Annotated in this window: 24 protein-coding genes; 21 read left to right on the forward strand and 3 right to left on the reverse strand. The window is 59.5% G+C overall.

Annotation, left to right across the window (positions count from 1 at the left end; translation table 11 throughout):
- Positions 1-163: 163 nt before the first annotated feature.
- Positions 164-964: a propanediol diffusion facilitator PduF gene (gene pduF, locus ACOI7D_RS12640; protein ID WP_004105118.1), complete on the reverse strand. Its 801-nt coding sequence runs from the start codon at positions 962-964 to the stop codon at positions 164-166.
- Positions 965-1,489: 525 nt separating this feature from the next.
- Here pduF and pduA point away from each other — a divergent pair.
- The 21 genes from pduA to ACOI7D_RS12745 all read left to right on the forward strand — a co-directional run bounded on the left by pduA (position 1,490) and on the right by ACOI7D_RS12745 (position 18,257).
- Positions 1,490-1,774, forward strand: coding sequence for a propanediol utilization microcompartment protein PduA (pduA, locus tag ACOI7D_RS12645; protein WP_001183618.1), 285 nt, complete (start codon positions 1,490-1,492; stop codon positions 1,772-1,774).
- Entirely contained in the window at positions 1,771-2,583 is an 813-nt protein-coding gene (pduB, locus tag ACOI7D_RS12650) for a propanediol utilization microcompartment protein PduB (RefSeq protein ID WP_281166484.1), read from the forward strand. The genes pduA and pduB overlap by 4 nt, the downstream gene beginning before the upstream one ends.
- An 18-nt stretch (positions 2,584-2,601) precedes the next feature.
- Positions 2,602-4,266, forward strand: coding sequence for a propanediol dehydratase large subunit PduC (pduC, locus tag ACOI7D_RS12655; protein WP_004105132.1), 1,665 nt, complete (start codon positions 2,602-2,604; stop codon positions 4,264-4,266).
- A 10-nt stretch (positions 4,267-4,276) separates the two neighbouring features.
- On the forward strand, positions 4,277-4,951 hold the full coding sequence (gene pduD, locus ACOI7D_RS12660; RefSeq protein WP_023290878.1) for a propanediol dehydratase medium subunit PduD: 675 nt from the start codon (positions 4,277-4,279) through the stop codon (positions 4,949-4,951).
- Positions 4,952-4,965: 14 nt separating this feature from the next.
- Positions 4,966-5,487, forward strand: coding sequence for a propanediol dehydratase small subunit PduE (gene pduE / locus ACOI7D_RS12665; protein WP_032453956.1), 522 nt, complete (start codon positions 4,966-4,968; stop codon positions 5,485-5,487).
- Positions 5,488-5,496: 9 nt separating this feature from the next.
- Positions 5,497-7,329, forward strand: coding sequence for a propanediol dehydratase reactivase alpha subunit PduG (gene pduG, locus ACOI7D_RS12670; protein WP_101976248.1), 1,833 nt, complete (start codon positions 5,497-5,499; stop codon positions 7,327-7,329).
- The gene (gene pduH / locus ACOI7D_RS12675; RefSeq protein ID WP_050533537.1) at positions 7,319-7,669 is read left to right on the forward strand and encodes a propanediol dehydratase reactivase beta subunit PduH; all 351 of its coding nucleotides are present in this window, start codon (positions 7,319-7,321) and stop codon (positions 7,667-7,669) included. Before pduG ends, pduH begins: the two co-directional genes overlap by 11 nt.
- Positions 7,670-7,688: 19 nt before the next feature.
- Positions 7,689-7,964, forward strand: a complete 276-nt coding sequence (gene pduJ / locus ACOI7D_RS12680) for a propanediol utilization microcompartment protein PduJ (RefSeq protein WP_001057755.1) — start codon at positions 7,689-7,691, stop codon at positions 7,962-7,964.
- Between the two features lie 3 nt (positions 7,965-7,967).
- Positions 7,968-8,450 (forward strand): BMC domain-containing protein, encoded by a 483-nt coding sequence (locus tag ACOI7D_RS12685; protein ID WP_087775372.1) that lies wholly within the window; start codon positions 7,968-7,970, stop codon positions 8,448-8,450.
- Complete coding sequence (locus ACOI7D_RS12690) at positions 8,450-9,082, forward strand: phosphate propanoyltransferase (protein WP_087826576.1); 633 nt, start codon at positions 8,450-8,452, stop codon at positions 9,080-9,082. Before ACOI7D_RS12685 ends, ACOI7D_RS12690 begins: the two co-directional genes overlap by 1 nt.
- Complete coding sequence (gene pduM, locus ACOI7D_RS12695) at positions 9,079-9,570, forward strand: microcompartment protein PduM (protein ID WP_087849646.1); 492 nt, start codon at positions 9,079-9,081, stop codon at positions 9,568-9,570. Before ACOI7D_RS12690 ends, pduM begins: the two co-directional genes overlap by 4 nt.
- A gap of 3 nt (positions 9,571-9,573) precedes the next feature.
- On the forward strand, positions 9,574-9,849 hold the full coding sequence (pduN, locus tag ACOI7D_RS12700; RefSeq protein WP_000549823.1) for a propanediol utilization microcompartment protein PduN: 276 nt from the start codon (positions 9,574-9,576) through the stop codon (positions 9,847-9,849).
- 9 nt (positions 9,850-9,858) lie between these two features.
- Positions 9,859-10,869, forward strand: coding sequence for a two-domain cob(I)yrinic acid a,c-diamide adenosyltransferase PduO (gene pduO / locus ACOI7D_RS12705; RefSeq protein ID WP_109546976.1), 1,011 nt, complete (start codon positions 9,859-9,861; stop codon positions 10,867-10,869).
- Complete coding sequence (pduP, locus tag ACOI7D_RS12710) at positions 10,866-12,257, forward strand: CoA-acylating propionaldehyde dehydrogenase PduP (RefSeq protein ID WP_101976250.1); 1,392 nt, start codon at positions 10,866-10,868, stop codon at positions 12,255-12,257. The genes pduO and pduP overlap by 4 nt, the downstream gene beginning before the upstream one ends.
- Before the next feature lie 11 nt (positions 12,258-12,268).
- On the forward strand, positions 12,269-13,381 hold the full coding sequence (gene pduQ, locus ACOI7D_RS12715) for a 1-propanol dehydrogenase PduQ (RefSeq protein ID WP_117140784.1): 1,113 nt from the start codon (positions 12,269-12,271) through the stop codon (positions 13,379-13,381).
- On the forward strand, positions 13,378-14,733 hold the full coding sequence (gene pduS, locus ACOI7D_RS12720) for a cobalamin reductase PduS (RefSeq protein WP_109546974.1): 1,356 nt from the start codon (positions 13,378-13,380) through the stop codon (positions 14,731-14,733). Before pduQ ends, pduS begins: the two co-directional genes overlap by 4 nt.
- A gap of 2 nt (positions 14,734-14,735) precedes the next feature.
- Positions 14,736-15,290 (forward strand): propanediol utilization microcompartment protein PduT, encoded by a 555-nt coding sequence (gene pduT / locus ACOI7D_RS12725; protein WP_060592022.1) that lies wholly within the window; start codon positions 14,736-14,738, stop codon positions 15,288-15,290.
- Positions 15,290-15,640 carry a propanediol utilization microcompartment protein PduU gene (pduU, locus tag ACOI7D_RS12730; protein ID WP_109546973.1) on the forward strand — a complete coding sequence of 117 codons (351 nt, stop codon included), beginning with the start codon at positions 15,290-15,292 and terminating at the stop codon, positions 15,638-15,640. The genes pduT and pduU overlap by 1 nt, the downstream gene beginning before the upstream one ends.
- A gap of 4 nt (positions 15,641-15,644) precedes the next feature.
- The gene (gene pduV, locus ACOI7D_RS12735) at positions 15,645-16,085 is read left to right on the forward strand and encodes a propanediol utilization protein PduV (protein WP_109546972.1); all 441 of its coding nucleotides are present in this window, start codon (positions 15,645-15,647) and stop codon (positions 16,083-16,085) included.
- Entirely contained in the window at positions 16,085-17,299 is a 1,215-nt protein-coding gene (locus tag ACOI7D_RS12740) for an acetate/propionate family kinase (RefSeq protein WP_109547585.1), read from the forward strand. The genes pduV and ACOI7D_RS12740 overlap by 1 nt, the downstream gene beginning before the upstream one ends.
- Positions 17,300-17,390: 91 nt before the next feature.
- Complete coding sequence (locus tag ACOI7D_RS12745; protein WP_132133851.1) at positions 17,391-18,257, forward strand: L-threonine kinase; 867 nt, start codon at positions 17,391-17,393, stop codon at positions 18,255-18,257.
- A 138-nt stretch (positions 18,258-18,395) separates the two neighbouring features.
- On the opposite strand, the gene cobD is transcribed toward ACOI7D_RS12745, so the two are convergent.
- Positions 18,396-19,475: a threonine-phosphate decarboxylase CobD gene (gene cobD, locus ACOI7D_RS12750; protein WP_048298196.1), complete on the reverse strand. Its 1,080-nt coding sequence runs from the start codon at positions 19,473-19,475 to the stop codon at positions 18,396-18,398.
- 17 nt (positions 19,476-19,492) lie between these two features.
- Entirely contained in the window at positions 19,493-20,746 is a 1,254-nt protein-coding gene (gene amiC, locus ACOI7D_RS12755; RefSeq protein ID WP_023290890.1) for an N-acetylmuramoyl-L-alanine amidase AmiC, read from the reverse strand.
- Between the last annotated feature and the right edge of the window lie 125 nt (positions 20,747-20,871).

The raw sequence follows: 20,871 nt of genomic DNA on the forward strand, positions 1-20,871 counted from the left end.
GTTATAAATAAAACATTTCTTTAATATTTACTTCCTTTCATCATCCATTGCCGCCAACGATAAAAGAATAATACGATAGCAAAAGTCTCCCATCCGTGGGAGACGTTTTTGGCCAGTTCGTGATACCGGTTCATGAAAATTTTTGGCTATTTCAGCCGTGACCTTAATCCTCTAATTTACAGGTATTACACGGTAGATTATTACCAATCAGATAACGATAGATGGCCGCGCCGAGACAAGCGCCGATCAGTGGCGCAATAATCGGCACAATAAAGTACGGAATATCCCTTCCGCCGGTCATCGCGATATCGCCCCAACCCGCCATCCACGTAAACAGCTTCGGCCCAAAATCACGCGCCGGATTCATCGCAAAGCCGGTCAGCGGCCCGGTTGAAGCGCCAATGACCGCCACCAGCAGGCCGATCAGCAGCGGGGCCAACGGTCCTTTCGGTACGCCGTTGCCGTCGTCGGTCAGCGCCATAATCATCCCCATCAGCATGGAGGTGATCACCACTTCAACCAGCGCCGCATGCCAGATGCTCAGCGATGCCGCCGGGTAGGTGCTGAAAATACTCGCCAGCTGCAGGCTCTCTACGCTGCCGCGCGCGATATGGTGGGCGGATTCAAACTCGGTAAACATCGTGCTGTACAGCACATAGGCCAGCACCGCGCCGCCGAAGGCGCCGGCAACCTGTGAAACGATATAGGGGAAAACTTTTCGGCCGGGAAAGCAGGCAAACAGCCATAACGCGACGGTCACCGCCGGGTTAAGATGCCCGCCGGAGATCCCCGACGTCAGATAGACGGCAAGCGAGATCCCCAACCCCCAGATAATGCATATCTCCCACAGTCCGAGGCTGGCGCCCGCCACCTTTAACGCGCTCAGGCAGCCGATGCCGAAAAACAAAAACAGCCCGGTGCCCAGAAACTCGGCGGTACATTGCGCTTTTAACGAATCATTCATGGTGACACCTTCTTAGCAGAGTTCGTGTCCTGACCAGCCAACCTCCTGCTGGCAGTAGAGTACAACGGGCACCACTATATGAACTCCCGTCCGCAAATTGTTGGCAACCTGCTGACGGCAGCCTCCGGAAAATTCGGGCATCAATAACAAATTATTGTCATTAAATAACGCAGAATTGCATTGCTCACGCGCGGCTTTCGCCATTATGCCACCGCCATGGCATGCAAAAATATTGCTAAAACCAGTTCAACGTTTTCCAACAAACATCACAAATTAGTTTCTCGCGCATAGCAGATTAAATTAAAACCGTCATGAACAAATTTGTAAATATGGAATATACAAAACAAGATAATCACATCAGAACAAATAAAAATAACAAATAACATCAAACAGTTAAATAAATAAACGACAATTTTATATTATCCAATACCCACTATTTTTTCACCATCAAATTGAAGTCAGCCATTCTTTTTCCTCGCATCTTCTTATAGTCCCCACTATCGGAACACTCCATGCGAGGTCTTTATGCAACAAGAAGCACTAGGAATGGTAGAAACCAAAGGCTTAACCGCAGCCATAGAGGCCGCTGATGCAATGGTTAAGTCAGCCAATGTGATGTTAGTGGGCTATGAAAAGATTGGCTCCGGGCTGGTAACCGTCATCGTGCGCGGCGATGTTGGCGCGGTAAAAGCGGCCACCGATGCGGGCGCCGCCGCCGCACGTAACGTGGGTGAAGTGAAAGCCGTACACGTCATCCCACGCCCTCACACCGATGTAGAAAAAATCTTACCGAAGGGAATTAGCCAATGAGCAGCAATGAGCTGGTTGAACAGATCATGGCTCAGGTGATTGCCCGCGTGGCAACGCCGGAACAGCAGGCCATCCCTACTGAAAACCATCCAATACGAGAGACGGCTATGGCAGAAAAAAGCTGCAGTTTAACGGAATTTGTCGGGACCGCCATTGGCGACACCCTGGGTCTGGTTATCGCCAACGTCGATACCGCCCTGCTGGACGCGATGAAGCTTGAAAAGCGCTATCGCTCCATCGGCATTCTCGGCGCCCGCACCGGCGCTGGCCCGCACATTATGGCGGCGGACGAAGCGGTGAAAGCCACCAACACCGAAGTGGTCAGCATTGAGCTTCCGCGCGATACCAAAGGCGGCGCGGGCCACGGTTCGCTGATTATTTTAGGCGGCAACGACGTTTCCGACGTTAAGCGCGGGATTGAAGTGGCGCTGAAAGAGCTCGACCGCACCTTCGGCGATGTTTACGGCAATGAAGCCGGACATATCGAGCTGCAGTACACCGCCCGCGCCAGCTACGCCCTGGAAAAAGCCTTCGGCACGCCGATTGGCCGCGCCTGCGGCATTATCGTCGGCGCACCGGCCTCCGTTGGCGTGCTGATGGCCGATACCGCCCTGAAGTCAGCCAACGTGGAAGTCGTGGCGTATAGCTCTCCGGCGCACGGCACCAGCTTCAGTAACGAAGCCATCCTGGTGATTTCCGGCGACTCCGGCGCGGTCCGCCAGGCAGTCACCTCCGCGCGCGAAATCGGTAAAACCGTCCTTGCGACCCTCGGTTCTGAACCGAAAAACGATCGCCCGTCCTACATCTGATACCCACGAGGCTGATTCATGAGATCGAAAAGATTTGAAGCACTGGCGAAACGCCCTGTGAATCAGGACGGCTTCGTTAAGGAGTGGATCGAAGAAGGCTTTATCGCGATGGAAAGCCCGAACGATCCGAAACCGTCGATAAAAATCGTTAACGGCGCGGTGACCGAGCTGGACGGGAAACCGGTGAGCGATTTTGACCTGATCGACCACTTTATCGCCCGCTACGGTATCAACCTGAATCGCGCCGAAGAAGTGATGGCGATGGATTCGGTTAAGCTGGCCAACATGCTGTGCGATCCGAACGTTAAACGCAGCGAAATCGTCCCGCTGACCACCGCGATGACGCCGGCAAAAATTGTCGAAGTGGTTTCGCATATGAACGTCGTTGAGATGATGATGGCGATGCAGAAAATGCGCGCCCGCCGCACCCCATCCCAGCAGGCGCACGTCACCAACGTCAAAGATAACCCGGTACAGATTGCCGCCGACGCCGCCGAAGGCGCATGGCGCGGATTTGACGAACAGGAAACCACCGTTGCGGTAGCGCGCTACGCGCCGTTCAACGCCATCGCGCTGCTGGTCGGCTCGCAGGTAGGCCGTCCGGGCGTACTGACTCAGTGCTCGCTGGAAGAAGCCACCGAGCTGAAGCTCGGCATGCTGGGCCACACCTGCTACGCCGAAACCATCTCCGTCTACGGTACCGAACCGGTCTTTACCGACGGCGACGACACGCCGTGGTCGAAGGGTTTCTTAGCCTCCTCCTACGCCTCTCGCGGTCTGAAAATGCGCTTCACCTCCGGCTCCGGCTCCGAAGTGCAGATGGGCTACGCCGAAGGCAAATCCATGCTTTACCTGGAAGCGCGCTGCATCTACATCACCAAAGCCGCGGGCGTACAGGGGCTGCAAAACGGCTCCGTTAGCTGCATCGGCGTGCCGTCTGCGGTGCCTTCCGGCATTCGCGCGGTGCTGGCGGAAAACCTGATCTGTTCGTCGCTGGATCTGGAGTGCGCCTCCAGTAACGACCAGACCTTCACCCACTCCGATATGCGTCGTACCGCGCGCCTGCTGATGCAGTTTCTGCCGGGGACCGACTTTATCTCTTCCGGTTATTCCGCGGTGCCGAACTACGACAACATGTTCGCCGGTTCCAACGAAGATGCCGAAGACTTTGACGACTACAACGTCATCCAGCGCGACCTGAAGGTGGACGGCGGTCTGCGTCCGGTTCGCGAAGAAGATGTTATTGCCATCCGTAATAAGGCTGCCCGCGCGCTGCAGGCCGTTTTTGCCGGAATGGGGCTGCCGCCGATTACCGATGAAGAAGTTGAAGCCGCGACCTACGCCCACGGTTCGAAAGATATGCCGGAGCGCAACATCGTCGAAGACATCAAGTTCGCCCAGGAAATCATCAATAAAAACCGCAACGGCCTGGAAGTAGTGAAAGCGCTGGCGCAGGGCGGGTTCACCGACGTGGCCCAGGACATGCTCAACATCCAGAAAGCCAAGCTGACCGGAGACTATCTGCATACCTCCGCAATTATCGTCGGCGATGGGCAGGTGCTGTCAGCCGTCAACGATGTTAACGACTATGCCGGTCCGGCAACGGGCTATCGCCTGCAGGGCGAACGCTGGGAAGAGATTAAAAACATCCCTGGCGCTCTTGATCCCAACGAGATTGATTAAGGGGTGAGAAATGGAAATTAATGAAAAATTGCTGCGCCAGATAATTGAAGACGTGCTCAGCGAGATGAAGGGCAGCGATAAACCCGTCTCGTTTACTGCGCCAGCGGCCTCCGCAGCGCCCCAGGCCACGCCGCCCGCCGGCGACGGCTTCCTGACGGAAGTGGGCGAAGCGCGTCAGGGAACCCAGCAGGACGAAGTGATTATCGCCGTCGGCCCGGCTTTCGGCCTGGCGCAGACCGTCAATATCGTCGGCATACCGCATAAGAGCATTTTGCGCGAAGTCATTGCCGGTATTGAAGAAGAAGGCATTAAGGCGCGCGTGATTCGCTGCTTTAAATCCTCCGACGTGGCCTTCGTCGCCGTTGAAGGCAATCGCCTGAGCGGTTCCGGCATCTCTATCGGCATCCAGTCAAAAGGCACCACGGTGATCCACCAGCAGGGGCTGCCGCCGCTCTCTAACCTGGAACTGTTCCCCCAGGCGCCACTGCTGACCCTGGAAACCTATCGCCAGATTGGTAAAAACGCCGCCCGCTATGCGAAACGCGAATCGCCGCAGCCGGTCCCGACGCTGAACGACCAGATGGCGCGCCCGAAGTACCAGGCGAAATCGGCCATTTTGCACATTAAAGAGACCAAGTACGTGGTGACGGGCAAAAACCCGCAGGAACTGCGCGTGGCGCTTTGATAAAGGATAACTCCATGAATACCGACGCAATTGAATCGATGGTGCGCGACGTATTAAGCCGCATGAACAGCCTGCAGGGCGAGGCGCCGACGGCGGCTCCGGCGGCAGGCGGCGCGTCCCGTAGCGCAAAGGTCAGCGACTACCCGCTGGCGAACAAGCACCCGGAATGGGTGAAAACCGCCACCAATAAAACGCTGGACGACTTTACGCTGGAAAACGTGCTGAGCAATAAAGTCACCGCCCAGGATATGCGTATCACCCCGGAAACCCTGCGCTTACAGGCTTCTATCGCCAGGGACGCGGGCCGCGACCGGCTGGCGATGAACTTCGAACGCGCCGCCGAACTGACCGCGGTACCGGACGATCGCATTCTTGAAATCTACAACGCCCTCCGCCCCTATCGCTCGACGAAAGAGGAGCTGCTGGCGATCGCCGACGATCTCGAAAGCCGCTATCAGGCGAAGATTTGCGCCGCTTTCGTTCGCGAAGCGGCAACGCTGTACGTCGAGCGTAAAAAACTCAAAGGCGACGATTAAGGATTTCGTATGCGATATATAGCTGGCATTGATATCGGCAACTCATCGACGGAAGTCGCCCTGGCGACTCTGAATGAGGCTGGCGCGCTGACAATCACCCACAGCGCGCTGGCGGAAACCACCGGGATCAAAGGCACGTTGCGTAACGTGTTCGGTATTCAGGAGGCGCTCGCCCTCGTCGCAAAGCGCGCGGGGATCAATGTCAGCGATATCTCGCTCATCCGCATTAACGAAGCCACGCCGGTGATTGGCGATGTGGCGATGGAAACCATTACCGAGACCATCATCACCGAATCGACCATGATCGGCCATAACCCGAAAACGCCCGGCGGCGCGGGGCTTGGCGTGGGCATCACCATTACGCCGCAGGAGCTGTTAACCCGCCCGGCGGACGCGCCCTATATCCTGGTGGTGTCGTCGGCGTTCGATTTTGCCGATATCGCCAGCGTGATTAACGCTTCCCTGCGCGCCGGATATCAGATTACCGGCGTCATTTTGCAACGTGACGATGGCGTGCTGGTCAGCAACCGGCTGGAAAAACCGCTGCCGATTGTTGACGAAGTGCTGTACATCGACCGCATTCCGCTGGGAATGCTGGCGGCAATTGAGGTCGCCGTCCCGGGGAAGGTCATCGAAACGCTCTCTAACCCCTACGGCATCGCCACCGTATTCCACCTCAACGCCGAGGAGACGAAAAACATCGTCCCGATGGCTCGCGCGCTGATTGGCAACCGTTCCGCCGTGGTGGTCAAAACGCCATCCGGTGACGTCAAAGCGCGTGCGATACCCGCCGGTAACCTTGAGCTGCTGGCCCAGGGCCGGAGCGTACGCGTAGACGTTGCCGCTGGCGCCGAAGCCATCATGAAAGCGGTCGATGGCTGCGGCAAGCTCGATAACGTCACCGGCGAGTCGGGGACCAATATCGGCGGCATGCTGGAACACGTGCGCCAGACCATGGCCGAGCTGACCAACAAGCCCAGCAGCGAAATATTCATTCAGGACCTGCTGGCCGTCGATACCTCGGTGCCGGTGAGCGTCACAGGCGGTCTTGCCGGGGAGTTCTCGCTGGAGCAGGCAGTGGGCATCGCCTCAATGGTGAAATCGGATCGTTTGCAGATGGCGATGATTGCCCGCGAAATCGAGCAGAAGCTCAATATCGACGTGCAGATCGGCGGCGCCGAGGCCGAAGCCGCCATTCTGGGCGCGCTGACAACGCCGGGTACCACCCGACCGCTGGCGATCCTCGACCTCGGCGCAGGCTCCACCGATGCCTCCATCATCAACCCCAAAGGCGACATCATCGCCACTCACCTCGCCGGAGCTGGCGATATGGTGACGATGATTATTGCCCGCGAGCTGGGGCTGGAAGACCGCTATCTGGCGGAAGAGATCAAGAAGTATCCGCTGGCCAAGGTGGAAAGTCTGTTCCATTTACGCCACGAGGACGGCAGCGTGCAGTTCTTCTCCACGCCGCTGCCCCCCGCCGTATTCGCCCGCGTCTGCGTGGTGAAACCGGACGAACTGGTGCCGCTACCCGGCGACTTAGCGCTGGAAAAAGTGCGCGCCATTCGCCGCAGCGCCAAAGAGCGAGTCTTTGTCACCAACGCCCTGCGCGCACTGCGTCAGGTCAGCCCCACCGGCAACATTCGCGATATTCCGTTCGTGGTGCTGGTCGGCGGTTCGTCGCTGGATTTCGAGGTCCCGCAGCTGGTCACCGATGCGCTGGCGCACTACCGCCTGGTTGCCGGGCGGGGAAATATTCGCGGCAGCGAGGGTCCCAGAAACGCGGTGGCCACCGGCCTGATTCTCTCCTGGCATAAGGAGTTCGCGCATGGACAGTAATCACAGCGCCCCGGCTATTGTGATCGCCGCCATCGACGGCTGCGACGGCCTGTGGCGCGACGTGCTGCTGGGTATCGAAGAGGAAGGCATTCCTTTCCTGCTCCAGCATCACCCGGCCGGGGATGTCGTGGACAGCGCCTGGCAGGCGGCGCGCAGCTCGCCGCTACTGGTGGGCATCGCCTGCGACCGCCATACGCTGGTCGTGCACTACAAGAATTTACCCGCATCGGCGCCGCTTTTTACGCTGATGCATCATCAGGACAGTCAGGCCCAACGTAACACCGGTAATAACGCGGCACGGCTGGTCAAAGGGATCCCGTTCCGGGATCTGAATAGCTAAGCAACAGGAGAACAGCAGTATGAATAACGCACTGGGACTGGTTGAAACAAAAGGGTTAGTAGGCGCCATTGAGGCCGCCGATGCGATGGTGAAATCGGCCAACGTGCAGCTGGTCGGCTACGAAAAAATTGGCTCGGGTCTGGTGACCGTCATGGTTCGCGGCGATGTCGGCGCGGTCAAAGCGGCGGTAGATGCGGGCAGCGCGGCGGCAAGCGTCGTAGGCGAAGTGAAATCCTGCCACGTGATCCCGCGTCCGCACAGCGACGTTGAGGCCATTTTACCGAAATCAGCCTGATTGATGGCGAATAAGGAGCACCGCGTGAAGCAATCACTGGGATTACTTGAAGTTTGTGGTCTGGCACTGGCTATTAGCTGCGCCGATATCATGGCGAAATCCGCTTCTATCACGCTGGTCGCCCTCGAAAAGACCAATGGTTCAGGCTGGACGGTCATTAAAATTACCGGTGATGTGGCCTCAGTACAGGCGGCCATCACCACCGGTGCACTGTTTGCCGAACAGCGAAACGGTCTGGTGGCTCATAAAGTCATCGCCAGACCCGGAGAAGGGATCCTGCCCGCAGAGGCTCCCCCACCCTCCGTTATGGAACCTGAGCCTGAAGAGTCAGAGACGGCTAATGTCGTTTCTGAAGCGCCAGCAGAAGAGCCCCTCCAGCAACAAGGCGTGGTCAGCTGCAACCTGTGCCTGGATCCCAAATGTCCGCGCCAGAAGGGCGAGCCGCGCACCCTTTGCATTCATCCCGGCAAGCGAGGTGAAGCGTAATGGATAAACAGCTTCTCGAATCAACGGTCAGTAAAGTCCTCGACGAGATGCGTGTGCGGCCCATTCCGCTGGGGGTTTCAAATCGTCATATCCACCTGTCGGCGTCGGATTATGAACGCCTGTTTCCTGGCCATCCCATCAGCGAGAAAAAAGCGCTGCTGCAGCCGGGACAGTACGCTGCGGAGCAAACCGTCACCCTGGTAGGGCCGAAGGGGCAGCTTAAAAATGTGCGCCTGCTCGGCCCACTGCGTTCGGTAAGCCAGGTGGAAATATCGCGTACCGATGCCCGAACCCTGGGGGTTGCGGCGCCGCTAAGAATGTCCGGCGATCTGAAAGGGACGCCGGGCATCCGTCTGGTCAGCCCCTATGGCGAACTGACGCTCTCGTCAGGGGTTATCGTCGCGCAGCGGCATATTCATATGTCGCCGCTCGATGCGCTGATCCTGCGGGTTTCCCACGGCGATAGGGTCTCCGTGGCCATTGAAGGCGACGAGCGCGGGCTGATTTTCAACAACGTGGCGATTCGCGTTTCACCGGATATGCGTCTCGAAATGCACATTGATACCGATGAAGCCAACGCCGCCGGCGCCGATAATCCGCAGGCCTTTGCCCGGCTGGTAGGCCCGCGATGAACGGCGAAGTTCTGCAGCGCATCGTGGAGGAAATCGTCTCCAGGCTGCAGCGTCGCGCCCATAGCACGGCGACGCTGAGCGTGGCGCAGCTGCGCGATGCCGACTGCCCCGTGCTGTTCAGCCAGCACGCCTCGCTGCGCATCCTGCTTGTCGACCTGCCGCTGCTGGGCCAGCTGACGGAGGCGGAAACCGACGATCCTGCGGCCCGGAAAATTCACGACGCGCTGGCTTTCGGCATCCGCGTGCAGCTCACCCTGCACAGCCAGCTGCTGCCGGTTATCCCGGTCAAAAAACTGGCGCGCCTGCCGGCGATCTTCACCGACGAGCGCGGGCTGCCGCTGATCCTGCACGCAGGATCGGTGCTGAGCTATCGCGACGTCGCGCAGCTGGGTCAGGGTCGCCTGGTTATCCACCGCAAATGCATCGTGACCGCGCTGGCGCGCGAAGCGGCACAGGCGCGGCATGTTCAATTAATTAAGCAGGAGTAAATCATGCATCTGGCACGAGTCACGGGCGCGGTTGTCTCCACGCAAAAATCGCCTTCCCTGATCGGCAAAAAGCTGCTGCTGGTGCGGCGGGTCAGCGCCGATGGCGAGCTTCCCGCCTCGCCGACCTCCGGTGATGAAGTCGCCGTGGATTCCGTCGGCGCGGGGATCGGCGAGCTGGTTCTGCTCAGCGGCGGCTCCAGCGCCAGGCACGTTTTTTCCGGGCCAAACGAGGCCATCGACCTCGCCGTTGTCGGCATTGTCGATACGCTTTCACGTTAAGGAGCGAATATGGCGATTTATACCCGAACGGGCGACGCTGGCACCACCTCACTCTTTACCGGCCAGCGGGTGAGTAAAACCCACCCGCGGGTTGAAGCCTACGGCACGCTGGATGAGCTGAACGCCTCGCTGAGCCTGTGCGCCTGCGCCGCCGCGGATGAAAATCACCGCGCCTTACTTGAGGCCATCCAGCAGCAGCTTTTTTGGTTTAGCGCAGAACTGGCCAGCGACAGCGAACGGCCGTCGCCGAAACAGCGCTACATCAGCAGCGAAGAGATTTCCGCTCTGGAAGCCGCCATCGATCGGGCCATGGCCCGCGTCGAACCGCTGCACAGTTTTATTTTACCCGGCCGTTGCGAAGCCGCGAGCCGCCTGCATTTTGCCCGCACGCTGGCCCGCCGGGCCGAACGGCGACTGGTTGAGCTGGCGGCGGAAGTCAGCGTGCGCCAGGTGCTGATGCGCTACATCAATCGCTTGTCAGACTGCCTGTACGCCCTGGCGCGCGCGGAAGATAGCGATGCGCACCAGAACAACATCATTCGTGAAGTGAGCCGGCGCTATCTGGTCGCCACTCTGCCGAGCCGCAGCAAGGAGAAGACGCCCGTGGCCCTCTCATTCCACGATCTGCACCAGCTCACCCGCGCCGCCGTTGAGCGCGCGCAGCAGCTTCAGGTGCCGGTGGTGATCAGCATCGTTGACGCACACGGCACCGAAACCGTGACCTGGCGGATGCCGGACGCCCTGCTGGTCAGCAGCGAACTGGCGCCGAAAAAAGCCTGGACCGCGGTGGCGATGAAAACGGCGACCCATGAGCTGAGCGAGGCCGTTCAGCCGGGCGCCGCGCTTTATGGCCTCGAAACGCATTTGCAGGGAAAAGTGGTGACCTTTGGCGGCGGTTACGCCCTGTGGCGCGACGGCTCATTAATTGGGGGTCTTGGCATCAGCGGCGGCAGCGTTGAACAGGACATGGATATCGCACAGACCGCCATCGCGGCCATTAACGTGGGAACTCATCAATGAATACTTCTGAACTCGAAACGCTTATTCGCACCATTCTTAGCGAACAGTTAACCCCAGCCCAAACGCCAAACCCGGCGCAGGGCAAAGGGATTTTTCAGTCCGTGAGCGAGGCCATTGATGCCGCGCATCAGGCGTTCTTACGTTATCAGCAGTGCCCGCTAAAAACCCGCAGCGCCATCATTAGCGCAATGCGTCAGGAGCTGACGCCGCATCTGGCCGCCCTGGCGGAAGAGAGCGCCAATGAAACGGGGATGGGCAACAAAGAAGATAAATTTTTGAAAAACAAAGCTGCGCTGGACAACACGCCGGGCGTGGAAGATCTCACCACCACGGCGCTGACCGGCGACGGCGGCATGGTGCTGTTTGAGTATTCGCCATTTGGCGTTATCGGGTCGGTCGCACCGAGCACCAACCCGACGGAAACCATCATTAATAACAGCATCAGCATGCTGGCGGCGGGTAATAGCGTCTACTTCAGCCCGCATCCGGGAGCAAAAAAGGTCTCACTGAAGCTGATTAGCATGATTGAAGAGATTGTTTTCCGCTGCTGCGGCATCCGCAATCTGGTGGTTACCGTAGCAGAACCCACTTTCGAAGCCACCCAGCAGATGATGGCCCATCCGCGCATTGCGGTCCTCGCTATCACCGGCGGCCCGGGCATTGTGGCGATGGGCATGAAGAGCGGTAAGAAAGTCATTGGCGCCGGTGCGGGTAACCCGCCCTGCATCGTTGATGAAACGGCGGATCTGGTTAAAGCGGCGGAAGATATCATCAACGGCGCCTCGTTCGATTACAACCTGCCCTGCATTGCCGAGAAGAGCCTGATTGTGGTGGAGAGCGTCGCTGAACGTCTGGTACAGCAAATGCAAACCTTCGGCGCGCTGCTGCTGAGCCCGGCCGATACCGACAAGCTCCGCGCCGCCTGCCTGCCGGAAGGCCAGGCCAATAAGAAGCTGGTCGGAAAAAGCCCATCGGCCATGCTCGAAGCGGCCGGGATCGCCGTTCCGGCGAAAGCGCCGCGTCTACTGATAGCGCTGGTTAACGCCGACGATCCGTGGGTTACCAGCGAGCAGCTGATGCCGATGCTGCCGATAGTGAAAGTTATCGATTTCGATAGCGCGCTGGCCCTGGCGCTGAAGGTTGAAGAGGGACTGCATCATACCGCCATTATGCACTCGCAGAACGTGTCGCGCCTGAACCTCGCGGCCCGCACCCTGCAAACCTCGATATTCGTCAAGAACGGCCCCTCTTATGCCGGGATCGGCGTCGGCGGCGAAGGCTTTACCACCTTTACTATCGCCACGCCGACCGGTGAAGGGACAACCTCGGCGCGCACGTTTGCCCGCTCCCGTCGCTGCGTGCTGACCAACGGCTTTTCCATTCGCTAACCGAGGTCGCGATGAAGACTTTCTCACTACAAACGCGGTTGTACAGCGGTCAGGGTAGCCTGGCGGTGCTCAAGCGCTTTACCAACAAGCACATCTGGATTATCTGCGATGGCTTTCTGGCGCGCTCGCCACTGCTGGAAACCCTGCGTAATGCATTGCCCGCAGATAACCACATTAGCGTCTTTAGCGAGATAACCCCGGACCCCACTATCCATACCGTGGTGCAGGGCATTGCGCAAATGCAGGCCCTGCAACCGCAGGTGGTCATCGGCTTCGGCGGCGGATCGGCGATGGACGCGGCGAAAGCCATCGTCTGGTTCAGTCAGCAGAGCGGCATCAATATCGAAACCTGCGTGGCGATACCAACCACCAGCGGTACCGGTTCGGAAGTGACCAGCGCCTGCGTGATTAGCGACCCGGATAAAGGCATCAAGTATCCGCTGTTCGACAATGCGCTCTATCCCGATATGGCGATCCTTGACCCGGATCTGGTGGTCAGCGTGCCGCCGCAGATTACGGCCAACACCGGCATGGACGTGCTGACCCACGCGCTGGAGGCGTGGGTCTCTCCGCACGCCAGCGACTTTACCGACGCGCTGGCGGAAAAAGCCGCCAGGCTGGTGTTCCAGTATCTGCCCACGGCGGTGGAAAAAGGCGACTGCGTGGCGACGCGCGGGAAAATGCACAATGCCTCAACGCTTGCCGGGATGGCGTTCAGCCAGGCGGGGCTGGGGCTTAACCATGCTATCGCCCACCAGCTTGGCGGGCAGTTTCATCTGCCGCACGGGCTGGCCAACGCGCTGCTGTTAACCGCGGTTATCCGCTTTAACGCCGGTCATCCGCGCGCCGGAAAACGCTACGCGCGGCTGGCCAAAGCCTGCGGCTTTTGTCCGGCAGACGCCAGCGATAGTACGGCGATCAATGCGCTGATCCAGCAAATCGAACGGCTCAAGCAGCGCTGTGCGCTGCCGTCACTGGCGGTCGCGCTGAAAGAGGGACGTGCCGCGTACTCAGCGCGCATTCCGGCCATGGTGCAGGCCGCACTGGCTGACGTGACCTTGCGTACGAATCCTCGCCCGGCCAGCGCCGGGGAAATTCAGGAACTGCTGGAGGAACTGCTATGAGTACCGCCGTCAACGCTGTTGAAATGGCCAGAAGCGCCGAGGAGATCCGCGAGCGCGTGCGCGCTGCGGGCGTAGTCGGCGCGGGTGGAGCGGGTTTTCCCGCCCACGTGAAGCTGCAGGCGCAGGTGGAGATCTTTCTGGTTAACGCCGCCGAGTGCGAACCGATGCTCAAGGTCGATCAGCAGCTGATGTGGCAGCAGGCTGCACGTCTGGTCCGCGGCGTGCAGTACGCGATGACGGCAACCGGCGCGCGCGAAGGGGTGATTGCCCTGAAAGAGAAGTACCGCCGGGCTATCGACGCCCTCACCCCGCTGCTGCCTGCCGGTATTCGCCTGCATATTCTGCCGGATGTCTATCCCGCAGGCGATGAGGTGCTGACTATCTGGTTAGCTACCGGTCGCCGGGTCGCACCCGCCGCGCTGCCGGCCAGCGTTGGGGTCGTGGTGAATAACGTACAAACGGTGCTCAATATTGCCCGTGCGGTTGAGAAGCAGTTTCCGGTGACCCGCCGCACGCTAACCGTTAACGGCGCGGTCGCCCGACCGCTGACCGTCACCGTCCCCATCGGCATGTCGCTGCGCGAAGTGCTGGCGCTGGCGGGCGGCGCGACGGTCGACGACCCCGGTTTTATTAACGGTGGCCCGATGATGGGCGGCCTGATGACTGCTCTCGATAGCCCGGTAACCAAAACTACCGGCGGCCTGCTGGTGCTGCCCAAAAGCCATCCGCTTATCCAGCGGCGGATGCAGGACGAGCGCACGGTGCTTTCCGTGGCCCGTACCGTCTGCGAGCAGTGCCGACTGTGTACCGATCTCTGCCCACGGCATCTGATCGGCCACGAACTCTCCCCGCACCTGCTGGTGCGGGCGGTGAACTTTCATCAGGCCGCCACGCCCCAGCTGCTGCTGAGCGCCCTCACCTGCTCGGAATGCAACGTCTGCGAAAGCGTGGCCTGTCCGGTGGGGATCTCGCCGATGCGCATCAACCGCATGCTGAAACGCGAGCTGCGCGCGCAAAACCAGCGCTATGAAGGGCCGCTCTATCCGGCCGACGAAATGGCGAAATATCGCCTCGTGCCGGTGAAGCGACTGATCGCCAAACTGGGGCTGAGCCCCTGGTATCAGGAGGCGCCGCTGGTGGAAGACGAACCGGCAGTAGAAACAGTGACTTTGCAATTGCGCCAGCATATCGGCGCCAGCGCGGTAGCGAACGTTGCAGTGGGCGACCGCGTTACCCGCGGGCAATGCGTTGCCGATATCCCGGCAGGCGCATTAGGCGCGCCGGTTCACGCCAGCATCGACGGCGTGGTTGCGGCCATCAGCGAACAGGCCATCACGGTGGTAAGAGGTTAACCATGTCTCAGGCTATAGGAATTTTAGAACTCACCAGCATTGCCAAAGGAATGGAACTCGGCGATGCGATGCTGAAAAGCGCCAACGTCAATCTGCTGGTCAGCAAAACTATCTGCCCGGGTAAGTTTTTACTGATGCTCGGCGGGGATATTGGCGCTATCCAGCAGGCCATTGAAACCGGCACTTCGCAGGCCGGCGAAATGCTCGTCGACAGCCTGGTGCTGGCGAATATCCATCCCAGCGTACTCCCGGCCATCAGCGGCCTGAACAGCGTAGACCGACGCCAGGCGGTCGGCATCGTTGAAACCTGGAGCGTTGCGGCCTGCATCAGCGCCGCGGACCGGGCGGTGAAAGGCTCCAACGTCACCCTGGTACGGGTGCATATGGCCTTCGGCATCGGCGGTAAATGCTACATGGTGGTGGCGGGCGACGTTTCCGACGTCAACAACGCGGTTACGGTAGCCAGCGAAAGCGCGGGTGAAAAAGGGCTGCTGGTTTATCGTTCGGTGATCCCGCGCCCGCATGAAGCGATGTGGCGACAGATGGTGGAGGGATAATGGAAAGGCAGCCAACAACGGATCGCATGATTCAGGAATATGTTCCCGGAAAACAGGTGACCCTCGCGCACCTGATTGCCAATCCAGGGAAAGATCTCTTTAAGAAGCTGGGCCTGCAGGATGCGGTATCCGCCATTGGCATCCTCACCATTACGCCCAGCGAAGCGTCGATTATCGCCTGCGATATCGCCACCAAATCCGGCGCGGTAGAGATTGGTTTTCTTGACCGCTTTACCGGCGCTGTGGTGCTGACCGGCGACGTTTCCGCCGTCGAGTATGCCCTCAGGCAGGTGACGCGCACGCTGGGCGAAATGATGCAGTTCACTACCTGCACGATCACCCGGACGTAGCGCAATGAAACGTCTGATGCTTATCGGCCCCAGCCAGTGCGGGAAAACCTCGCTTACCCAGGGTCTGCGCGGCGAAGCGCTCCATTACAAGAAAACTCAGGTGATTGAATGGTCGCCGATGGCCATCGACACGCCGGGCGAATATCTGGAGAACCGCTGCCTTTATAGCGCCCTGCTGACCAGCGCCTGCGAGGCCGACGTTATCGCGCTGGTGCTGAATGCCGACGCCCAGTGGTCGCCGTTTTCTCCGGGTTTTACCGTCCCGATGAACCGTCCGACGATTGGCCTGGTCACCAAAGCTGACCTCGCCGACCCGCAGCGGATATCGCTGATCGGCGAGTGGCTCAGGCAGGCTGGCGCCCGGCAAATTTTTATCACCAGCGCGCTGAATAACCTGGGTCTTGATGCCGTGCTGAATTTTCTGAATTCGAAGGAACCTTTATGATGTCTTACAAAATCATGGCCATTAACGCCGGCAGTTCATCGTTAAAATTCCAGCTGCTGGAGATGCCGCAGGGCGACATGCTCTGCCAGGGATTGATCGAGCGTATCGGCATGGCAAACGCCCAGGTGACCCTCAAAACGCCGGCGCAAAAATGGCAGGAAACGGCGCCCGTAGCCGATCACCGTGAAGCCGTCACCCTGCTGCTGGAAAAGCTCCTCGACCATCGGATTATCCAGAGTTTGCGGGATATCGATGGCGTCGGCCACCGCGTGGCGCACGGCGGGGAGCGCTTTAAAGATTCGACGCCGGTGACCGATGAGACCTTAGCGGAAATCGAGCGCCTGGCGGAGCTGGCCCCGCTGCATAATCCGGTCAACGCGCTGGGCATTAACGTTTTCCGCCAGCTGCTGCCCGACGCGCCGTCGGTGGCGGTGTTTGATACCGCTTTTCACCAAACGCTGGACGAGCGCGCGTTTATCTATCCGCTACCCTGGCGCTACTACAGCGAGCTGGGCATTCGCCGTTACGGCTTCCACGGCACCAGCCACAAGTACGTTAGCGCGACGCTGGCGGAAAAGCTGGGCGTACCGTTGAGCGCTCTGCGCGTGGTGTGCTGCCATCTCGGCAACGGCAGCAGCGTTTGCGCAATCAAAGGCGGGCGCTCGGTTAACACCTCAATGGGCTTTACGCCGCAGTCCGGCGTGATGATGGGCACCCGCAGCGGCGATATCGATCCGTCGATTCTACCGTGGCTGGCGCTGCATGAGGGAAAAACGCCAGAGCAGCTTAATCAGCTGCTGAATAACGAGTCCGGCCTGCTGGGGGTTTCCGGCATCTCGCACGATTATCGCGATGTCGAGCAGGCGGCGGACAGCGGTAATCGTCAGGCAGCCCTGGCGCTCTCGCTGTTTACCGAGCGCATTCGCGCCACCATCGGCAGTTATATTATGCAGATGGGCGGCCTGGACGCGCTGATCTTTACCGGCGGCATCGGCGAAAACTCCGCCCGCGCCAGGAGCGCCATCTGCCATAACCTGAATTTCCTCGGGCTCTCGGTCGATGAAGAGAAAAACCAGCACAACGCTACCTTTATTCAGGCCGAAAATGCGATGGTCAAAGTGGCGGTCATCAATACCAATGAAGAGCTGATGATTGCCCGCGATGTGATGCGCCTGGCGCTGCCGCAGGCGCACGAGCTGGCGGTATCGGTATAAACGGCGCCTCTCCCCTTGCGGAGAATCATGGTAACCGGCGAATCGCCGTGCCACTATGCGCCCTGGCGAAGGTAAGCGGAAAGGTGAAAACGTGGCCGTTGCACAATGTCCCGCCTCGTGCGGAGAACTTATCCAGGGCTGGATCCTCGGCAGCGAGAAGCTGGTCTCCTGCCCGGTGGACTGGTACAGCACCGTCGAGGTCGAGACCGGCACGCCGCGAAACGATGAGCGGCCACTGTCGCGGGCGATGGTCGACCAGCTGCTGGCCCACTGGGGCTACCCGGCGGCGCTGAGTCAGCAGATCCGCATCACCCTGCACTCGACGATCCCGGTCGCCAAAGGGATGGCCAGCAGCACCGCCGATATCGCCGCCACCGCGGCGGCTACCGCCCATCATCTGGGCCACGCGCTGGATGAGCCGACGCTGGCGCGCCTGTGCGTCGCGCTGGAGCCCACCGACAGCACCCTGTTCCGCCAGCTGACGTTGTTCGACCATAATACCGCCGCCACGCAGATTGCCTGTGACAGCCAGCCTCAGCTCGATCTGCTGGTGCTGGAAAGCCCCGCTACGCTGCTGACCACCGATTACCACCGACTTCCCCGGCTTGAAAAGCTGCACGCCTACTCCGCGTCTCTGCAGCTAGCCTGGGAGAAAGTTCAGCTAGCCTGCGAGACGGATAATCCCCGGCGGATGGGAGAGGCCGCGACGCTTAGCGCCGTCGCCAGCCAGCATCTGTTACCAAAGCCGGGGTTTGATACGCTGCGGGGGCTGGTGGAAGAGTGCGATTTATACGGTATTAACGTGGCGCACAGCGGCAGCGTAGTCGGCCTGATGCTCGACCGTCAACGTCACGACATTGAGTATTTACAGCGACGGCTGGAAGAGACGCGACTTAGCGAGCTCTGGCCCAGGCAGCACCTGCTGCGCATGGTGCAGGGCGGCGTCGAACTGCGCTAACGCTGCCGCAGCTATGCCCCGGAGGCGGCGCTGCGCGCCTTATCCGGGCTACCGACCCGCAGACGGCTATGAACCCGTAGCCCGGCTAAGCACAGCGCGAGCCGGGAAGAACCGCAGACGAACAATAGCGGCAGACATCTACTCGTTAAATACCCGCCTGAAGGCCGTCAGCAGCCGGGTATTTTCCTGCTGGCTGCGGATCGCGACGCGAAAGTAGCGCCCGTCGAGCCCTGGATAATTGGCACAGCTGCGGATCAGGATGTGCTGCTGCAGCATCGCGTATTGCAGATCCAGATCTGCAACGTCGCAGCGCAGAAACAGATAGTTTGCCTGTCCGGGATAGACCGTCAGGCCGGGAATATGGCGCAGTTGATGATAAAAGCGCTGCCCTTCCTCCGCCAGCCACTGCCAGGTTTTCTGCTGGTAGGCGCTATCCTGGAGAATGATCTCCCCCGCCAGGGCGGCAAAAGCATTTATCGACCACGGCATTTGTCGCTCGCGCATTCTTGCCACCGCCCGCGCATCGCCATTGACCAGATACCCCAGGCGCAGGCCAGGTATGGCATAAAATTTGGTGAGCGAACGCAGCACCCACACGTGCGGATTGTGGGCCAGAAGCGGAATAAATCCCGGCTCATCGGGGATAAAATCGATAAACGCCTCATCGAGGATCAGGGCGATGTCCAGCGACTGACAGCGTTCAGCAATCAGCGCCAGCAGTCGACGATCGGGCAGCAGGCCGGTTGGGTTGTTCGGCGTGCAGAGAAATAAGCAGTCCAGATCCGGCGTCAGGGCGTCAAGAATCGCTCCGGTGAGCTGCCAGCCATCCTCCTCGCGCAGCAGAAATTCCCGCACCGCGCACTCCACCGACTGCAGCGCCCGGCGATATTCGGCAAAACCCGGAGTGACGATCATCGCCTGGCGCGGTTTCAGCCCCTGAACCAGGGTAAAAATCGCTTCAGTTTCGCCGTTTCCTGCAAGGATCGACGACGCAGGAATATGATGATGTTCCGCCAGCGCAAGGTGCAGCTGCTGATACTCAACGTCGGGATAGCGTTCAGCGCAGTCCATATTGTTGAGGATTGCGCGCTTTAAACTTTCCGGCATTCCCAGCGGATTGATGTTGGCGCTAAAATCCAGCAGCTCGTTGGGAGCAATGCCCAGCAGGGCGGCGGCCTCGCGGATATTGCCGCCATGGGCGCTTTTCAGTAAGGCCATATCCTTTTCCTGTGTGGTTATCCACGCCGGGCCAGCGTCGCGCCGTCGGCGAAGTACGCTTTAATCCCGGCAAGGATCGACTCGGCCACCTCCTGCTGGAATTTGGCCGTTTTCAGCTTCCGCTCCTCTTCCACGTTACTGATAAACGCCGTCTCCACCAGAATGGAGGGGATATCGGGCGCCTTGAGCACCGCAAAGCCCGCCTGCTCTACCCGATTTTTGTGCAGATTATTAATGTTACCCATTTTCTCCAGCACCGCCTTACCAAATTTGAGGCTGTCGGCGATGGTGAGGGACTGCACCATATCGAACATGGTGTGGTCGACATAGCGATCGCCGCTCTTGCTGACCCCACCGATCAGATCCGAGGCGTTCTGCGTCTGGGCGAGATATTTTGCCGCGGTACTGGTGGCTCCCTTGGTGGAAAGCGCAAACACCGAGGAGCCGCTGGGCTGGCGGCTGGTAAAGGCGTCGGCGTGAATCGATACGAACAGGTCGGCGCGCTGCTTCTGCGCCTTGGCGACACGCACCTTCAACGGGATAAACACGTCTTCGTTGCGGGTCATATAGGCCTTCATATTGCCTTCTTTGTCGATCAGCGCCCGCAGGCGACGGGCAATCTGCAGCACCACGTCTTTCTCGCGGGTGCGATACTTGCCCACAGCGCCCGAATCTTCGCCGCCGTGGCCGGGATCGAGCATAATGACAATCGGCCGATCGCGCCCGGCTTTGCCCGGCTGCGGCCCGCTTTGCGCCGGCGGTACCTGACGCTGCAGATCGCCTTTGTTGTAATCCTCGAGCAGCGCCAGCAGCGGATCCTGCACATCGGTGGCGTTGGCGGGGTAAAGATCCATCACCAGACGCTCTTTAAAGCCGGCCACCGGCGCAAGGGCAAACAGCTGCGGCTTAACGTTCTGCTTGAGCTCGAAGACCATGCGCACGGTTTGCGGATCAAACTGGCCCACGCGGGCGGACTTAATAAAGGGATCGTCATCGCGGATCTGCCCCCCCATGCCTTTCAGCACCGAGTTCAGATTAACCCCTTCCAGATCCACCACCACCCGTTCCGGATTACTGAGGGCAAACTGCCGGTATTTCAGCACATGATTCGATTCCACCGTGACGCGCGTGTAGGTCGATGCAGGCCAGACGCGAACGGCAACCACCCGCGCGGCGGCAGCCAGCCCAACGGGGCTCACGCTCATTAACCACATGGCGCCCGCGCCCTGCAGCAGACGGCGACGGCTTAATCCAGAGTTGTTTCCCGACATGCCACTCCCAAGCAATAAAACGCATTTATACCCAAAACAAACAGATTGACCAGAAACTTTAACGAAAGGCATATAACCTGTCATCTATAAAAGGGTAAACATTCATTGACACCCTGCGCCGGGTC

Source organism: Klebsiella sp. C360, from assembly GCF_048822415.1.
In the GTDB taxonomy this organism is placed as follows: domain Bacteria; phylum Pseudomonadota; class Gammaproteobacteria; order Enterobacterales; family Enterobacteriaceae; genus Klebsiella; species Klebsiella quasipneumoniae.

Excerpts from the sequence above, each read along its gene's own strand:
- pduF (WP_004105118.1), bottom strand. The coding sequence starts at position 964 with ATGAATGATTCGTTAAAAGCGCAATGTACCGCCGAGTTTCTGGGCACC.
- pduA (WP_001183618.1), top strand. The coding sequence starts at position 1,490 with ATGCAACAAGAAGCACTAGGAATGGTAGAAACCAAAGGCTTAACCGCA.
- pduB (WP_281166484.1), top strand. The coding sequence starts at position 1,771 with ATGAGCAGCAATGAGCTGGTTGAACAGATCATGGCTCAGGTGATTGCC.
- pduC (WP_004105132.1), top strand. The coding sequence starts at position 2,602 with ATGAGATCGAAAAGATTTGAAGCACTGGCGAAACGCCCTGTGAATCAG.
- pduD (WP_023290878.1), top strand. The coding sequence starts at position 4,277 with ATGGAAATTAATGAAAAATTGCTGCGCCAGATAATTGAAGACGTGCTC.
- pduE (WP_032453956.1), top strand. The coding sequence starts at position 4,966 with ATGAATACCGACGCAATTGAATCGATGGTGCGCGACGTATTAAGCCGC.
- pduG (WP_101976248.1), top strand. The coding sequence starts at position 5,497 with ATGCGATATATAGCTGGCATTGATATCGGCAACTCATCGACGGAAGTC.
- pduH (WP_050533537.1), top strand. The coding sequence starts at position 7,319 with ATGGACAGTAATCACAGCGCCCCGGCTATTGTGATCGCCGCCATCGAC.
- pduJ (WP_001057755.1), top strand. The coding sequence starts at position 7,689 with ATGAATAACGCACTGGGACTGGTTGAAACAAAAGGGTTAGTAGGCGCC.
- ACOI7D_RS12685 (WP_087775372.1), top strand. The coding sequence starts at position 7,968 with ATGGCGAATAAGGAGCACCGCGTGAAGCAATCACTGGGATTACTTGAA.
- ACOI7D_RS12690 (WP_087826576.1), top strand. The coding sequence starts at position 8,450 with ATGGATAAACAGCTTCTCGAATCAACGGTCAGTAAAGTCCTCGACGAG.
- pduM (WP_087849646.1), top strand. The coding sequence starts at position 9,079 with ATGAACGGCGAAGTTCTGCAGCGCATCGTGGAGGAAATCGTCTCCAGG.
- pduN (WP_000549823.1), top strand. The coding sequence starts at position 9,574 with ATGCATCTGGCACGAGTCACGGGCGCGGTTGTCTCCACGCAAAAATCG.
- pduO (WP_109546976.1), top strand. The coding sequence starts at position 9,859 with ATGGCGATTTATACCCGAACGGGCGACGCTGGCACCACCTCACTCTTT.
- pduP (WP_101976250.1), top strand. The coding sequence starts at position 10,866 with ATGAATACTTCTGAACTCGAAACGCTTATTCGCACCATTCTTAGCGAA.
- pduQ (WP_117140784.1), top strand. The coding sequence starts at position 12,269 with ATGAAGACTTTCTCACTACAAACGCGGTTGTACAGCGGTCAGGGTAGC.
- pduS (WP_109546974.1), top strand. The coding sequence starts at position 13,378 with ATGAGTACCGCCGTCAACGCTGTTGAAATGGCCAGAAGCGCCGAGGAG.
- pduT (WP_060592022.1), top strand. The coding sequence starts at position 14,736 with ATGTCTCAGGCTATAGGAATTTTAGAACTCACCAGCATTGCCAAAGGA.
- pduU (WP_109546973.1), top strand. The coding sequence starts at position 15,290 with ATGGAAAGGCAGCCAACAACGGATCGCATGATTCAGGAATATGTTCCC.
- pduV (WP_109546972.1), top strand. The coding sequence starts at position 15,645 with ATGAAACGTCTGATGCTTATCGGCCCCAGCCAGTGCGGGAAAACCTCG.
- ACOI7D_RS12740 (WP_109547585.1), top strand. The coding sequence starts at position 16,085 with ATGTCTTACAAAATCATGGCCATTAACGCCGGCAGTTCATCGTTAAAA.
- cobD (WP_048298196.1), bottom strand. The coding sequence starts at position 19,475 with ATGGCCTTACTGAAAAGCGCCCATGGCGGCAATATCCGCGAGGCCGCC.
- amiC (WP_023290890.1), bottom strand. The coding sequence starts at position 20,746 with ATGTCGGGAAACAACTCTGGATTAAGCCGTCGCCGTCTGCTGCAGGGC.